The following is a 15,654-nucleotide window of genomic DNA, read 5'->3' as shown; positions in this document are numbered from 1 at the left end:
TTATATAAATTTTCAAATACACTATGAACACATTAATTATAATTATTGGCTGTCTGGCCGGAATTGGAATCGGTTTCGGGATTGCAAAATACCTAGAGAAAGCGAATGTTTCCAACTTGATTAAAAACGCCAAGAAAGAAGCTGCTTCCATCTTAAAAGATGCAAAAGTTGAGGCAGAATCCATTAAGAAAGACAAATTACTTCAGGCAAAAGAAAAATTTCTGGAACTGAAGTCGGAGCATGAAAAAGAAATTTTAGCCAAAGACAAAAAAATTGCGGAAGCAGAAAAAAGAACCCGCGACAAAGAATCTCAGATTTCTAACGAATTGGCTAAAACCAAAAAATTAAACGACGAAGCAGAAGCTAAAATCAACGACTACACCAATCGTTTGGAGCATGTTGAGAAAAAGCAAGCTGAAGTGGAAAGACTTCACAAAAGTCAGGTAGAACAATTGGAAACCATTTCAGGGCTTTCGGCTGATGAAGCGAAAAACCAATTGGTGGAAAGCTTGAAAGCGGAGGCTAAAACCAACGCAATGGCGCACATTCAGGAAACCATTGAAGAGGCTAAACTTACCGCTCAACAAGAAGCGAAGAAAATCATCATCAACACGATTCAGCGTGTGGGAACGGAAGAAGCGGTGGAAAACTGTGTTTCTGTTTTCAACATTGAATCAGACGATGTAAAAGGTAGAATTATCGGTCGTGAAGGTCGTAATATCCGTGCTTTGGAAGCTGCAACCGGTGTGGAAATCATCGTAGACGACACTCCTGAAGCGATTATCCTTTCTTGTTTTGACCCGGTACGTCGTGAAATAGCCCGTTTATCATTACATAAATTGGTTACCGACGGTCGTATTCACCCGGCACGTATCGAGGAAGTGGTCGCTAAAACCGCAAAACAAATTGACGAAGAAATTATCGAAGTTGGTAAACGTACCGTTATCGATTTAGGAATTCACGGCTTACACCCTGAATTGATTAAAATCGTGGGTAGAATGAAATACCGTTCTTCTTACGGACAAAACTTATTGCAACACTCCAGAGAAGTTTCCAAACTTTGTGGAATCATGGCGGCCGAATTGGGCTTGAACGTAAAACTGGCTAAAAGAGCCGGTTTACTACACGATATCGGAAAAGTGCCGGATACGGAAAGTGAATTACCACACGCTATCTTAGGTATGCAGTGGGCCGAAAAATACGGTGAAAAAGAAGAAGTATGCAACGCGATTGGAGCCCACCACGACGAAATCGAAATGAAATCATTGATTTCTCCGATTATTCAGGTTTGTGATGCGATTTCAGGAGCGCGTCCAGGCGCAAGACGTCAGGTGTTGGATTCGTACATCCAACGTTTGAAAGATCTTGAAGAGATTGCTTACGGATTCAACGGCGTTAAAAATGCTTATGCGATTCAGGCAGGACGCGAACTTCGTGTAATTGTGGAAAGCGAAAAAGTAAGTGATGAAATGGCCGGTAACTTGTCTTTCGACATTTCTCAGAAAATCCAAACCGAAATGACATATCCGGGACAGGTAAAAATTACCGTAATCCGTGAAACCAGAGCGGTAAATATTGCGAAATAATAATCAGGCGGTTTAGCATTTACAGAATCGCTAACACCAAACTTATACCAAAAAGACTTGTTGAAAAACAGGTCTTTTTTTTTTAGTTAATCGACTGCAAAACTCTTAACACTACAAACTGATCACTGACCACTAATTACTGAACACTGAAAACTGATTACTGAACACTACTTCCTCGGATGATACGAACTCAATACTTCCGATAAAAATTTGCGATCCAAATGCATATAGACTTCTGTAGTGGTAATCGATTCATGCCCCAACATCATTTGAATGGAACGCAAATCGGCACCGTTTTCCAGTAAATGGGTTGCAAAAGAATGACGGAACGTATGCGGACTAATCGCCTTATTTAAACCGATTTTAAGCGCCAAATCCTTAATAATGGTAAATACCATGGCCCGCGTTAATTGTCGCCCTCTCCTATTAAGAAACAACGTATCTTCATGTCCTCTTTGAACATTTTGATGCGACCGAACCAAGTCTTTATACATTGTAATGTATTTCTTTGTCGATTCGCCAATCGGAACAAAACGCTGTTTGTTTCCTTTACCGGTAATTTTTACGAAACCGTCTTCGAAAAACAAGTCGGATATCTTTAATCCAACCAATTCCGAAACCCGTAATCCACAACTGTAAAGCGTTTCCAGCATCGCCCGGTTGCGTTCACCCTCGTCCTTAGACAAATCGACAGCTGCAATGAGCAAGTCGATTTCCTCAACCGACAACGTATCCGGTAATTTACGACCTGTTTTAGGAACTTCAATCAATTCCAAAGGCGTGGTATTGCGGTAGCCTTCAAATATCAGATAATTAAAGAAACTTTTTAATCCCGAAAGAATTCGCGATTGCGAACGGGCGTTCACCACTCCTGAAATCGAATAAACAAACTGCTGGACAATTTCTTCCGAAATTTGAACCGGAGTTACCGCTATGCCTTTTTCAGAAAGAAAACCCATTAGTTTTTCTACATCAAAAATATAATTCTGAATCGTATTTTCAGACAAGCCTCTTTCCAGACGGAGATAATTTTTATACTCTTTTATGTAGTTCTTCCAGGATTGCATGGCTGTTAAATAAATTTTAAAATTACTATGCACGAATACTAATCGGCAGGATTTTCGGTTTAAATATAGAAACTAAAATTTATATTTATGAAGACAGTAAAATTTTTATTGGCAGCACTAGTTTTATCGGCAGTTTCAGAAACCGCCACAGCCCAGCAAAGCAGCATCGGAATTAAAGGAGGCTTAAATTACAGCACTGTGACCAAAGGCGATTTTGAAGAAGGTCCGGATGCCAGAACCAGTTTTCATCTTGGTTTGGTGGGCGAAATCCCACTGATTCCAAAAGTATTCGCCATACAGCCAGAAGCGGTATATTCCCGTCAGGGTTTTGAGTACAACAATCTGTTAGGCGACCGGATGCAGTACAAACTGGATTACATAAACTTTCCGGTATTGGCCAAACTGTATTTAATTAAAGGACTGAGCATTGAAGCCGGACCGCAATTTGGGTTTAAAGTCAGTGAAAAAGTTGATTACAAAGGCGAAAACAATGCACCACCACAAGAGAACAACTACAACAGTTTCGATACGGCCTTAGCAGGAGGTGTTACCTTTAATTTCCCGGGCGGATTGTTCCTGACCGGAAGATACACGCAGAGTTTAAATGAAGTCATCAAAGACAGTGATGCAAAAAATAAAGTATTTCAGGCCGGATTAGGATTTAAGTTTTAACAAAAAAGCCCCGCATTGCGGGGCTTTTCTTTGTAAATTCTGATGTATTAGAATTTGTAAGTCAACCCGAAAGTTGGAGTATCAAAGAAGTTATTGAAAACATTGAAGTTTCCGTTAACCGAAGATGATTTAGTTTCTCCACCACCTGGGAATTCAGATTTACCAGAATTGAATCCTAATACGTTAGCTAAACCGAAGTTGATAGCCATTTTCTCAGTTACGAAGTAGTTCATACCTAAATCGATTCCTAAACCGAAGTTAGAATCTTTTCTAGTTTCAGTTCCGTTAGTTTCCCATTTTTGAGAACCGAATCCTAAACCTGCTTCAGCGTAAGTTTTGAATCTTTGTCCTAAATCTAAGAAATAGTAACGAGCGAAAACACCAGCTCCGAAAGAATTAGTTTTTCCTTCATTTGTAACGTTTGGAGTAACAGTCATATCAGTTACTTCAGTTTTACCAGAAGCTAAATTTAATTCAACACCAACAGCAATTTTGTCAGTTAAGAAATAACCAGCTTTAGGATTGAAGTTAAAAGAACTAGATTTAGTTTCCTCAGTATCAGTTCCTCCGAATGAATCAGTACTTTTTCCAGTTGAAAAACCTAAGTTACCTTCAACCATAATGTTACCTTTAGAGAAACCAAAACCTTTAGCTTCCTTAACTTCTTCTTGAGCATTAGCAAAACCGAACGCGAATACGGCCGCTAGAGATAAAATAATTTTTTTCATATTTACTATTTTAAAATTAGTACTATAAATTTATCCATAATACAAAAGCGAATTCAAAGACCTAAACCAATAGATATCAACAATTTAATTAACAAAAAAAAAGCCCCGCAATGCGGGGCTTTTCATATGATAACTTAATTCTAATTAGAATTTGTAAGTTAAACCGAAAGTTGGAGTATCAAAGAAGTTATTGAAAACATTGAAGTTTCCGTTAACTGAAGATGATTTAGTTTCTCCACCACCTGGGAATTCAGATTTACCAGAATTGAATCCTAATACGTTAGCTAAACCGAAGTTGATAGCCATTTTCTCAGTTACGAAGTAGTTCATACCTAAATCAATTCCTAAACCGAAGTTAGAATCTTTTCTAGTTTCAGTTCCGTTAGTTTCCCATTTTTGAGAACCGAATCCTAAACCTGCTTCAGCGTAAGTTTTGAATCTTTGTCCTAAATCTAAGAAATAGTAACGAGCGAAAACACCAGCTCCGAAAGAGTTAGTTTTTCCTTCATTTGTAACGTTTGGAGTAACAGTCATATCAGTTACTTCAGTTTTACCAGAAGCTAAATTTAATTCAACACCAACAGCAATTTTGTCAGTTAAGAAATAACCAGCTTTAGGATTGAAGTTGAAAGAACTAGTTTTAGTCTCTTCCATATCAGTTCCACCGAATGAATCAGTACTTTTTCCAGTTGAAAAACCTAAGTTACCTTCAACCATAATGTTACCTTTAGAGAAACCGAAACCTTTAGCTTCTTTCACTTCTTCTTGAGCGTTAGCAAATCCGAATGCGAATACTGCTGCTACAGATAAAATAATTTTTTTCATGTTTAGTTTAAATTTTAAAAATTTACTCAGCAAATGTATAAAAATTCCATTCCAAAAAAATTTCAACACAAAAAAGTTATCCAAGACCCCCCATTTTCTCAGCAAACAAAAACTTATTTAATTGATTTATAAAAGATTATAAAAAATAAAAAAAACATAAAATTTCGTTAAACCGCTACAAAAAGCCTATTTTTAAATACTATTTTTCTTACATTTAGTCGTTTTTTTTTCGTAAATATGTCAGCAATCACAAAAGAACTTTCAAAACAGAGCTTACAAACAATCATTTTTATCGGCCGAAAAACCTAGTAAAGTTCTTTTTTACTACATTTACAAAAAGAAATTGTATGAAAATTATCATAATTAACGGACCCAATTTAAATCTTCTGGGCAAACGTGAACCTGAAGTATACGGCGACGAAACCTTTGAGGACTTCTATTTTTTGATGAAAAACAAATACAATACGGTAGACCTACACTATTTTCAAAGCAATATCGAAGGGGAAATCATCAATAAAATTCAGGAAATCGGTTTCAGTTACGACGGCATCATACTTAATGCAGCTGCTTACACCCATACTTCCGTTGCAATTGCAGACGCGGTAAAAGCCATTACTACTCCGGTAATAGAAGTACACATCTCCAATACTTTTTCAAGGGAAAGCTTCAGACACCAATCTTACATCTCTCCAAACGCAAAAGGAATCATTATAGGTTTCGGACTCAAAAGTTACGAGCTCGCCATAAAAGCATTTTTATAATCCATACAACCATCGATACCTTTTTATCGTCATTATCAAAAACCATTTCATGAAGAAATTACTTTTAGTAACCGTTTTATTAATATCCGCCACGCTATTTGCACAAATCAGAGGAAAAGTAACCGATAAAACCGGTCAACCTATTCCCTACACCACCGTAATTATCGAAAACACCTATAACGGTACCTCTGCCAACGATAACGGCTTATACGAATTAATCGTAAAAGACAAAGGTCAATACACCCTTATTTTCCAGTCGTTGGGTTACAAAACAAAGAAAATCACTGCCGACGTTCAGCAGTTTCCCCACACGGTAAATGTTTCATTAGAGGACGAAAACTACACTCTAGCGGAAATGGTCATCAAACCGAATAAAGAAGATCCGGCGTATGCCATTATAAGAAACGCCATAAAAAACCGAAAAATAAACTCTTACAAAACGGATAAATTCGAAGCCGATTTTTACTCCCGAGGCATCTTCCGCGCAAAAAACATCCCGAAAAAATTCATGGGGGTTGAAATTGGTGACTTTGACGGCGCACTCGATTCAACCGGAACCGGAATATTGTATTTATCGGAAACCGTTTCAAAAATCGCTTTTGAAAAACCCAACAAAATAAAAGAAGAAATCGTTGCCTCCAAAGTCAGCGGAAACGACAACGGTTTCAGTTTCAACACCGCTCAGGGTACCAATTATGATTTCTATGCCAATTATGTCGACTTAGGCATCAACATGGTTTCTCCAATTGCCGACAACGCTCTTTCCTACTACAAATACAAACTGGAAGGTGTTTCGTATGACGATCACAATCAGTTAATCAATAAAATTAGGGTAACGCCGAGACGAGACAAAGAGCCGGTTTTTGAAGGCTACATCTATATAGTAGAAGATTCCTGGGCCATTTATGCAGTTGACCTGAACAGTAAAGGTTACCGAATGCAACAGCCTATTTTGGAAGACATCAGCTATACGCAGAGTTTTAATTACAATCCAAGCACCAAAATATGGGCAAAAAACCAACAAACAATCGATTTTAAAGCTTCCATTTTCGGAATGGGCTTTACCGGTAAGTTCACGCACGTTTTCAGCAATTATGTCTTTAAAGACAAATTCGAGAAAAAGACCTTTACGAATGAAATTGCTAAAATCGTAAAGGATGCCAATAAAAAAGACACCTTATATTGGAACGAAAGTCGGCCTGTACCGTTAACCGAGGAAGAAATTGGCGATTACAAACGAAAAGACAGTATTCAGACCATTCGTAAATCGCAAGTATACCTGGATTCGCTGGACGCCAAAGGAAATAAATTCAAAATCCAGAAACTGATTACGGGCTATACCTATAAAGACACTTATCATAAATGGTCCTTCACTTATAAAGGAGTATTAGATTTAACTTCGTTAGGTTTCAATACGGTTCAGGGGTGGAATCTAGACTCGGGTTTTTCATTTATCAAACGCAATGAAGAAAACGGAAAATTTACCTCGATAAATTCGACTTTCAATTATGGTTTTGCCGAAGACCGTTTACGAATTAATGCTACAGCCTACCACCGTTTTAACACAACGAACTACAACGCCATTTCGATATCCGGAGGAAGCAGCATCAATCAGTTCAATGCTTCCAACCCGATTACCAATCTGGTGAATTCGGTGAGCACCTTATTCTTCAAAGACAATTACGCGAAATACTATAATAAGGAGTATGCTAAAATCGGCTACAGCCAAAACATTCTGAACGGAATTTTCATCAACGGAAGTTTGGAGTATTCGGCAAGAAAACCGCTTTTCAACAACACGGATTATGTTCTGATTAAAAACGACAAGGACTATACATCGAACAATCCGCAATTACCATACAACAATTCGGTTCCGGCTTTTGAAAAACACAATTTGATGAAGGCCAACATCGGAACGCGAATCCGTTTCGGGAACAAATACATTACCCGTCCGGACGGAAAAATCAACCTGCCGAACAACGATTATCCGACACTGTCATTTGCCTATGAAAAAGGATTTGCCGGCAGCAAAGACAATTACAATTACGATTTGATTTCGGGAATGGTGGATTACGACAAAACACTAGGCAACAAAGGGGATTTTGCCATTAGATTAAAAGCCGGAAAGTTTTTTAACGCCGACAATATTTCATTCGTAGATTACAAGCATTTTAACGGAAACCAAACGCATATTGGTACAACCGACAAATACCTGAATGTTTTCAATATGCTGCCGTATTACTCCAACAGTACGAACGATGCTTATATCGAAACCCATATGGAACACAACGATAAAGGTTTTATCATGAACAAAATTCCGCTTTTAAACAAATTGCAATGGAATTTGGTTTTAGGATTCCACCAATTGAATGTTTCGAATCTGAAACCGTATCAGGAATTCACCGCCGGATTTGACAATGTTGGTTTCGGGAAATTCCGATTGTTCCGAATCGACTATGTCCGTTCGTACCAAAACGGGTTCCAGACCGACGGAATTGTTTTCGGGATGAAGTTTTTGAATATCATCAATTAAACTATAATCATATATAAAAAAGCGTTGAAAAATTATTCAACGCTTTTTTATTACTTCATATTCGCATCCAATCGCTTAAAAACGGCTTCATCTATCGGAAGAAACTGAAAATCGTCTTCCTTAAACTGTATGCTTTTAGGAATGTAATATGGAATTTTTAAATAGGTATAAACACTACCGCTTCCTAATTTTAAAGTATCCCCTCTTTTTAAAAGTAAAAAAGGTTTTACTGCCTGAGAACCTCCATAGGATATATATGTAAAACGACCTTTAAGCGTATCACCAATTACAACACCTCTGACTTCACCAGAATCTATGATATCATCTGCATATTGTACTTTATAAGTACCGTAAAACTGGTTGTTTTCTACCGAGAGCATCAGTAAAGAGGTCCTTGTACGATCTGTTGCAGAAAAAAACTTTCGTTGTTTTGACGGATCAGACTTACAACCTGTCAGCAAAAACAAAACCGCTATTATGAATAAATATTTCATCTTCGTTCTTCTTTAAGCAAAAACATCGTATGCAAAACGAATTAACGTCCCGATAACCACAACCAGGAAGAAACCGCGAATGAACCCGTTTCCCTTACTGATTGCCAATTTAGCACCTAAAAAACCACCCAGCGCATTGCAAACCGCCATTGGAAGCGCCATTGCCCAAAGAATTTTTCCTTTCAGTACAAACAGGCAAATCGAACCGAAATTTGTGGCCAAGTTGACCATTTTTGCGTTTGCCGATGCGTGAAGAAAATCAAAACCCAATATCGAAACGAAAGCCACTACGAAGAAACTTCCCGTTCCCGGACCGATAAAACCATCATAAAACCCAACGGTTATACTGATGATAATAGCGTAAAGCAATTGTCGCTTGAAACTCAGTATTTTCTCCTGATGTTGTCCGAAGTTTTTCTTCATAAACGTATAGATTGCCAATAAAGTCAGCACCACCAACAACAAAGGTTTCATAAAATCGTTGCTTACTTGTGTCAATAAAGTAGAACCCCCAAATGCCGAAGCAAAAGCCACAACCGACATGATTGCCAGCAACTTCCAATTCATTTTTACTTTCTTAAGGTATTGAAATGCGGCAAAACTCGTTCCGCTGAAGGCCGGTATCTTTAACGATCCGATGATGCTGGCCACAGGAACATTCGGCATTAAAATCAAAGCAACTGGCGTTTGGATTAAACCGCCGCCACCCACGATAGCATCTACAAATCCGGCAGCAAAAGAAGCCAGACAAAGAAAAAATAAAATATCGATTTCCATAGTAAAATAGAAAAGAGCCAAATTCGGGTGAATTCGGCTCTTTATGTATTTATCGGTAAAACATACAGTTACGCACGAATAATGTTGGCACCTAAAGCTCTTAAACGTTCGTCAATTCTTTCGTAACCTCTGTCGATTTGCTCAATATTCTGAATCGTACTGGTTCCTTTAGCTGTTAAAGCTGCAATTAACAACGAGATTCCGGCTCTGATATCCGGCGAACTCATCGTTGTTGCTTTTAACTGCGATTGGAAATCGTGTCCCATAACTACCGCGCGGTGGGGATCACACAACAGGATTTTTGCGCCCATATCGATTAATTTATCCACGAAGAACAAACGGCTTTCGAACATTTTTTGATGAATCAGCACATCCCCTTTTGCCTGTGTTGCCACAACCAAAACGATACTTAGCAAATCCGGTGTAAATCCTGGCCACGGTGCATCGGCGATAGTTAAAATAGAACCGTCAATATCCGTTTTTACTTCATAACCGTTTTCATGCGACGGGATGTAAATATCGTCGCCTTTTCGCTCTAAAGTGATGCCCAGCTTTCTAAATACACTTGGAATAACTCCTAAATTATCCCAGCTTACGTTTTTAATGGTAATTTCACTTTTGGTCATGGCTGCCAATCCGATCCATGATCCGATTTCGATCATGTCCGGTAAAATTCTGTGTTCGCATCCGCCAAGACTTTCAACACCTTCAATCGTTAGTAAATTAGACCCAACACCGGTGATTTTTGCACCCATCGAGTTTAACATTTTGCAAAGTTGTTGCAGATATGGTTCGCAGGCCGCATTATAAATAGTAGTCGTTCCTTCAGCCAAAACTGCTGCCATCACGATATTTGCGGTTCCTGTTACCGATGCTTCGTCTAAAAGCATATAAGTTCCTTTTAATCTTCCGTCGATTTCCACACCGTAAAAATGATCAGCTCTTTCGTATCGGAATTTTGCCCCAAGATTGATAAATCCTTCAAAATGCGTATCCAAACGACGACGCCCAATTTTATCACCGCCCGGTTTAGGAATGTATCCTTTTCCGAAACGTGCCAACAATGGCCCCACAATCATAATGGAACCACGAAGTGAGCCTCCTTCTTTCTTAAACGCTTCGGTTTCAAGATATTTGATATTGACTTCATCCGCCTGAAACGTATAATCTCCGGCTCCGTTTTTCTGGATTTTCACACCCAAATTCCCTAATAATGTAATCAGTTTATTAACGTCGATAATATCAGGAATGTTGGTTACTCGTACTTTTTCTGAAGTTAACAAAACTGGGCATAATACTTGTAACGCTTCGTTTTTTGCACCTTGCGGAGTAACATCTCCTTTTAATCTGATTCCTCCTTCTATTTTAAATGTTCCCATCGCGTTATCAAAAATTATTTTCGGTTGTTGTTATTTTTATTATTGTTATTATTTCTGGAATTATTAAAAGTCTTTCCGCTGTTGGATCCTTTTATCTTCGGATTGTTGAACTGCGTTTTGTTCGACATCTTTTTGTTCACGCGCATCAGATCCGTAGTGTTGGAAAGCTCTTCATCTGTAGTTTGCAGGTTGATTTTTCCTCCCGACAATTCATACAAATGTTCGAAAATCACTTCGTCTTTCACAGTATCTTTGTTCCAGCTCAGGTAACATTTTTTCATGTGATTCGCGATCACCTTAATCAGTGTGTTTTTCAAATCACTTTCCTCCCATTTGTTGGCTACGTCAATCATGTATTTGATGTTATTGCCATAGAAACGGTATTTCGGGAAGTTCTGCGGATAATTCAAACGCTCCGGTTTTTGATGCAAAACTTCTTTGTTTGGTATCGGATAAGGGGAATCTACATCCAGTTTAAAGTCGGACATGATAAAAATCTGATCCCAAAGCTTGTGCTGAAAATCGGGCACATCGCGCAAATGCGGATTCAAACTTCCCATTACCGAAATAATATAGCGCGCCGCTTTGTTGCGTTCTTCACGGTCTTCTATAACCGTAGCCTGATCGATCAGTTTTTGTAAATGACGACCGTATTCCGGAATAATCAAATGCGAACGCTCGGCATTGTATTCTAAATGATGTACCGCTTCTTCTGGTGTAAATTGCATTTTCGTTTTTTTATAAAGAAATAATTCCCTCAACCGTAGTCAGTTCAAGGTATTTGTCAATTACGCTTTGTGCGCTTTTCATCGTTACATTGACAGAAACGCTGGTATATTTTCCTGTTTTGGACTGATTCGTTACAATTACCGCTCCCATTCCGTCGAAAGAAGTTTCGATAATCTGGACCTTGTCCACATCCGTAGGCACAATAAATTTAAATAAATATTCTGAAGGCCAAATGGTTGAGTTAATTAACTCTTCTTTCAGCCTGTGGTAAAAATCTTCTGTCTTCTTGTCCATCTTTCAATCAAAAATAAAAGCAAATATACACTTAAAATTAGGAATTAGGAATTAGGATTTTAGAATTTAGAATTTGAAACTAGGAATTTGACTTTTCCCATCACAAAAAATCAATAGATTCCGTCTAATAACCCTGATGGCAGTGGAAATACTCCCGTTTTTTTTTCGGGAGATTACTTCACATCTTTATTATTTTCATCGGAGTTCAGTGAACTTTGTTTGCAACGTACAGCAGGAATTGCCTTTCCTGAAAAAGCCCAAACCATTCGTTCCGAAAAAAATTTTTAAAATACCGATTCATTTGAGTAAATTTGCCCCTTATTTTAAAAAAGTGGCTAAAGAAATTGTATTAATTATCGGCGGACCGGGCTCTGGAAAAACCACTGTTATAGAGGGTTTAACCGAAAAAGGATACGTGTGCTATCCCGAGGTTTCGCGCGAAGTTATTCACGAAGCCCGAAAGCAAGGTATCGAGCAATTGTTCCTTGAAAAACCACTTTTATTCAGCGAATTATTACTGGAAGGCCGAAAAAAACAATTCCACAGTGCTGTAAATGAAGAAAACGAAATCGTTTTTATCGACCGCGGTATTCCGGATGTTTTAGCCTACATGCATTACATTGGCGATGCGTATCCTGCTTTTTTTGACGAAGCGTGTCGCGAACATAAATATTCCCGAATCTTCATTCTTCCGCCTTGGGAGGAGATTTACACGAGTGATGATGCCCGTTACGAAACCTACGAACAGGCGATTTTAATTCACCAACACCTTATCGAAACTTACGAAAATTATGGTTATTCCTTAACGGAAGTTCCGAAAGACACGTTGGAGAACCGTATTAATTTTATTTTAGAAAATCTTTCGAAATAAGCTATATTCGTAACCGATATTTAGGTTTACAATTTGGAAGCGCAACAAATCCTTAAAACATACTGGAATCACGATTCGTTCCGGAGTCCGCAACTGGAAATTATTCAGTCGGTTCTGGAAGGGAAAGACACCTTTGCCCTGATGCCTACCGGCGGCGGAAAATCGATTTGTTTTCAGGTGCCCGCCATGATGCAACCCGGAATTTGCCTGGTAATTTCTCCGCTGATTGCCCTGATGAAAGATCAGATTCAGAATCTCGAAAAACGAAATATCAAAGCGCTGGCTTTAACGGGCGGAATTTCTTCTGATGACACCATAAATTTACTGGACAACTGTCAGTTCGGCAATTACAAATTCCTGTACCTTTCTCCGGAACGCCTGCAATCGGATTGGATTGTAGAACGTATAAAAGGATTACCAATCAACCTGATTGCCATTGACGAGGCGCATTGTGTTTCGCAATGGGGGCATGATTTTCGTCCGGCGTATCTTAAAATTTCAAAACTCAAAGAACATTTTCCTAAAGTTCCGTTTTTGGCGTTAACCGCTTCGGCGACTCAAAGAGTTCAAGAAGACATTTGTACGCAATTGGGATTGGAACATCCGCAACTTTTTAAAAAATCGTTTGCCAGAGAAAACATTGCTTATATGGTTTTTGAAGCCGAAGACAAACTGTTTCGCATTCAGCAAATATTGACTAAAAATCCGGAACCTTCCATTATATATGTCCGCAATAGAAAAGCCTGTCATGATGTTTCCGCACAAGTGGCTGCAATGGGTTTCAAAAGTACGTTTTATCATGGCGGACTGACCCAGAAAGAAAAGTCTAAAAACATGCAGTCGTGGCTGGATGAAGACGTTCAGGTGATGGTGGCTACGAATGCCTTCGGAATGGGAATTGACAAACCTAATGTGCGCACGGTGATTCATATTCAATTGCCGGAAAATCTGGAAAATTATTATCAGGAAGCCGGTCGTGCGGGGCGAAATGGCGCAAAAGCCTTTTCGGTTCTATTGGTGGCGCCTTCTGATATTCAAACTACAGAAAGTCAGTTTTTAGCAGTGTTGCCTGACAAAGCCTTTTTAAAAGAAGTATACATTAAACTCAATAATTATTTCCAGATTGGTTACGGTGAAGGCATAAACGAGAGTTTTTACTTTAACATGAATCACTTCTGTCATCATTATAAATTCCAGGTGCTAAAAACCTTTAACGCGTTGCAGTTTTTGGACAATCAGGGGATTATTTCATTGTCTAAAGAATTTTCAGAGAAAATCAGTCTGCAATTTTTATTGGACAGTCGAGAAATGTTGCGCTACCTGAGTTTAAATCCCTCAGACGAACCCGTTTTAACCGCCATTTTGCGGAATTACACCGGTATTTACGAAATTGAAACTGCGATAAACACAACACTTATCGCCCGAAAAGCGAATACTTCGGAAGAAAATGTAATTGATGTCTTGAAACGAATGCATCAGAAAGAGGTTTGTGTTTTGCATATTCAGTCTAACGACAGTCGGCTTACGTTTAACGAAGTACGCGAAGACGAACTAACAATTAACCGCGTGGCGAAATTTCTGCAACAGCAAAACGAGATCAAAACCAAGCAATTTGAGTCGGTTATCCATTTTATTTCCGATAAAAAGCTGTGTAAAAGTCGTTTGTTATTAGACTATTTTGGAGAAACGGACACGAAAGATTGCGGTATTTGCTCGGTTTGCATTACGAAGAAAAAAACAGATCGAAGTCCGATTGAAATTGCTCAGAGCATTCTCGCTTTACTTAAAAATTCGGCCTTAACCTCAAGAGAAATTGAAAATGCGCTGGATTTAAACTCGGAGGAAACTATCTTTGCACTACAGCTTTTGTTGGAAAACGACAAAGTAAAAATCAATAATCAAAACCAATACATTAGTTTATAATGGAAAAGTTACGCATCGTTTTTATGGGAACTCCCGAGTTTGCCGTAGGAATCCTTGACACTATATACAAGAACAATTACGAAATTGTTGGCGTGATTACCGCTGCGGACAAACCGGCGGGACGCGGACAAAAGATTAAATATTCGGCCGTAAAGGAATATGCTTTGGAACACAACCTTCGCTTACTGCAACCGACCAATCTGAAAGACGAAACTTTCCTGGAAGAATTGCGCAGTTTGAATGCCAACCTTCAGATTGTGGTGGCTTTTCGAATGTTGCCGGAAGTCGTTTGGAAAATGCCGAAGTTCGGAACCTTTAATTTACACGCTTCCTTATTACCGGAATACCGTGGCGCGGCTCCGATTAATTGGGCGATTATTAATGGCGAAACCAAAACCGGCGTGACGACTTTCTTTATTGATGACAAAATCGATACCGGAGCGATGATTTTGAGTGACGAAACCTTAATCGGTGAAAATGAAACTGCGGGTGAGTTGCACGACCGATTGATGGTTTTGGGAAGCGGAACCGTTTTGAAAACATTAGCACAGATTGAACAAGGCAATGTAACCACAACCATTCAGCCTACGAACGACGATATTAAAACCGCCTATAAACTTAACAAAGACAATTGTAAAATCGATTTCAGCAAAAGCGGAAGCGAAATTCATAATCTGGTACGAGGATTGAGTCCGTATCCAGCCGCCTGGTGCTTCATTAAAGACAAGGATCAGGAATGGAATGTGAAGCTTTACGAAACTTCCTTTGAAAAAGAAGTCCACGAATTGGAAACCGGAAGAGTCCTTTCGACTAAAAAAGAATTGAAAATTGCGGTAAAAGACGGCTACCTTATTTTACACAGTTTACAGTTTCCGGGAAAGAAAAGAATGCTTACTCACGAACTTTTAAACGGAATTACATTTACCGAAAATGCAGTAGCGCTGTAACCCCTATAAACACTATGACTCCCGAAATTTCGAAAAATACAAGTAAGTTTATTAACAATACAGACAAG

15 protein-coding genes are annotated in these 15,654 nt (G+C 38.8%); 7 read left to right on the top strand and 8 right to left on the bottom strand.

Features of this window, described 5'->3' with window-relative positions; translation table 11 throughout:
- Positions 1 to 23 precede the first annotated feature (23 nt).
- Positions 24 to 1,586 (top strand): ribonuclease Y, encoded by a 1,563-nt coding sequence (gene rny, locus FCR2A7T_RS08900; protein WP_023570948.1) that lies wholly within the window; start codon positions 24 to 26, stop codon positions 1,584 to 1,586.
- Between the two features lie 167 nt (positions 1,587 to 1,753).
- Here rny and FCR2A7T_RS08895 read toward each other — a convergent pair whose 3' ends face one another.
- Positions 1,754 to 2,653, bottom strand: coding sequence for a site-specific tyrosine recombinase (locus FCR2A7T_RS08895; protein WP_023570947.1), 900 nt, complete (start codon positions 2,651 to 2,653; stop codon positions 1,754 to 1,756).
- A gap of 87 nt (positions 2,654 to 2,740) precedes the next feature.
- On the opposite strand from FCR2A7T_RS08895, the gene FCR2A7T_RS08890 reads away from it, so the two are divergent.
- Positions 2,741 to 3,325, top strand: coding sequence for a porin family protein (locus tag FCR2A7T_RS08890; RefSeq protein ID WP_023570946.1), 585 nt, complete (start codon positions 2,741 to 2,743; stop codon positions 3,323 to 3,325).
- A 47-nt stretch (positions 3,326 to 3,372) separates the two neighbouring features.
- Here FCR2A7T_RS08890 and FCR2A7T_RS08885 read toward each other — a convergent pair whose 3' ends face one another.
- Together FCR2A7T_RS08885 and FCR2A7T_RS08880 are read right to left on the bottom strand one after the other, a co-directional pair.
- Positions 3,373 to 4,053 carry an outer membrane beta-barrel protein gene (locus FCR2A7T_RS08885; RefSeq protein WP_023570945.1) on the bottom strand — a complete coding sequence of 227 codons (681 nt, stop codon included), beginning with the start codon at positions 4,051 to 4,053 and terminating at the stop codon, positions 3,373 to 3,375.
- Positions 4,054 to 4,197: 144 nt separating this feature from the next.
- Positions 4,198 to 4,878: an outer membrane beta-barrel protein gene (locus tag FCR2A7T_RS08880; protein WP_035118057.1), complete on the bottom strand. Its 681-nt coding sequence runs from the start codon at positions 4,876 to 4,878 to the stop codon at positions 4,198 to 4,200.
- A 347-nt stretch (positions 4,879 to 5,225) separates the two neighbouring features.
- Here FCR2A7T_RS08880 and aroQ point away from each other — a divergent pair, with 347 nt between their 5' ends.
- Positions 5,226 to 5,639, top strand: a complete 414-nt coding sequence (aroQ, locus tag FCR2A7T_RS08875) for a type II 3-dehydroquinate dehydratase (RefSeq protein WP_023570943.1) — start codon at positions 5,226 to 5,228, stop codon at positions 5,637 to 5,639.
- A 49-nt stretch (positions 5,640 to 5,688) separates the two neighbouring features.
- Positions 5,689 to 8,172: a DUF5686 and carboxypeptidase regulatory-like domain-containing protein gene (locus FCR2A7T_RS08870; RefSeq protein ID WP_023570942.1), complete on the top strand. Its 2,484-nt coding sequence runs from the start codon at positions 5,689 to 5,691 to the stop codon at positions 8,170 to 8,172.
- 50 nt (positions 8,173 to 8,222) lie between these two features.
- Here the strand turns inward: FCR2A7T_RS08870 and FCR2A7T_RS08865 are convergent, their stop codons facing one another.
- The 5 genes from FCR2A7T_RS08865 to FCR2A7T_RS08845 form a co-directional block, all read right to left on the bottom strand.
- Positions 8,223 to 8,666 (bottom strand): hypothetical protein, encoded by a 444-nt coding sequence (locus FCR2A7T_RS08865; protein ID WP_023570941.1) that lies wholly within the window; start codon positions 8,664 to 8,666, stop codon positions 8,223 to 8,225.
- A 12-nt stretch (positions 8,667 to 8,678) separates the two neighbouring features.
- On the bottom strand, positions 8,679 to 9,443 hold the full coding sequence (locus FCR2A7T_RS08860; protein WP_023570940.1) for a sulfite exporter TauE/SafE family protein: 765 nt from the start codon (positions 9,441 to 9,443) through the stop codon (positions 8,679 to 8,681).
- Between the two features lie 68 nt (positions 9,444 to 9,511).
- Positions 9,512 to 10,822: a UDP-N-acetylglucosamine 1-carboxyvinyltransferase gene (gene murA / locus FCR2A7T_RS08855; RefSeq protein ID WP_023570939.1), complete on the bottom strand. Its 1,311-nt coding sequence runs from the start codon at positions 10,820 to 10,822 to the stop codon at positions 9,512 to 9,514.
- Positions 10,823 to 10,836: 14 nt separating this feature from the next.
- Entirely contained in the window at positions 10,837 to 11,550 is a 714-nt protein-coding gene (locus FCR2A7T_RS08850; RefSeq protein ID WP_023570938.1) for a DUF4290 domain-containing protein, read from the bottom strand.
- A 10-nt stretch (positions 11,551 to 11,560) separates the two neighbouring features.
- Positions 11,561 to 11,845 (bottom strand): DUF493 family protein, encoded by a 285-nt coding sequence (locus tag FCR2A7T_RS08845; RefSeq protein WP_023570937.1) that lies wholly within the window; start codon positions 11,843 to 11,845, stop codon positions 11,561 to 11,563.
- A 301-nt stretch (positions 11,846 to 12,146) separates the two neighbouring features.
- Between FCR2A7T_RS08845 and FCR2A7T_RS08840 the strand changes: the two genes are divergently transcribed.
- From FCR2A7T_RS08840 to fmt, 3 genes are read left to right on the top strand one after another with little or no spacing between them, the layout of a single operon-like run.
- Entirely contained in the window at positions 12,147 to 12,716 is a 570-nt protein-coding gene (locus FCR2A7T_RS08840; protein WP_394330446.1) for an AAA family ATPase, read from the top strand.
- A gap of 33 nt (positions 12,717 to 12,749) precedes the next feature.
- The gene (locus tag FCR2A7T_RS08835; protein WP_023570935.1) at positions 12,750 to 14,639 is read left to right on the top strand and encodes a RecQ family ATP-dependent DNA helicase; all 1,890 of its coding nucleotides are present in this window, start codon (positions 12,750 to 12,752) and stop codon (positions 14,637 to 14,639) included.
- On the top strand, positions 14,639 to 15,586 hold the full coding sequence (gene fmt, locus FCR2A7T_RS08830; RefSeq protein ID WP_035117992.1) for a methionyl-tRNA formyltransferase: 948 nt from the start codon (positions 14,639 to 14,641) through the stop codon (positions 15,584 to 15,586). Before FCR2A7T_RS08835 ends, fmt begins: the two co-directional genes overlap by 1 nt.
- The last annotated feature ends 68 nt before the right edge of the window (positions 15,587 to 15,654 follow it).

Origin of the sequence: Flavobacterium cauense R2A-7 (assembly GCF_000498475.1) — a bacterium.
Lineage (GTDB): Bacteria > Bacteroidota > Bacteroidia > Flavobacteriales > Flavobacteriaceae > Flavobacterium > Flavobacterium cauense.
This window is presented reverse-complemented; position numbering and strand designations above follow the sequence as displayed.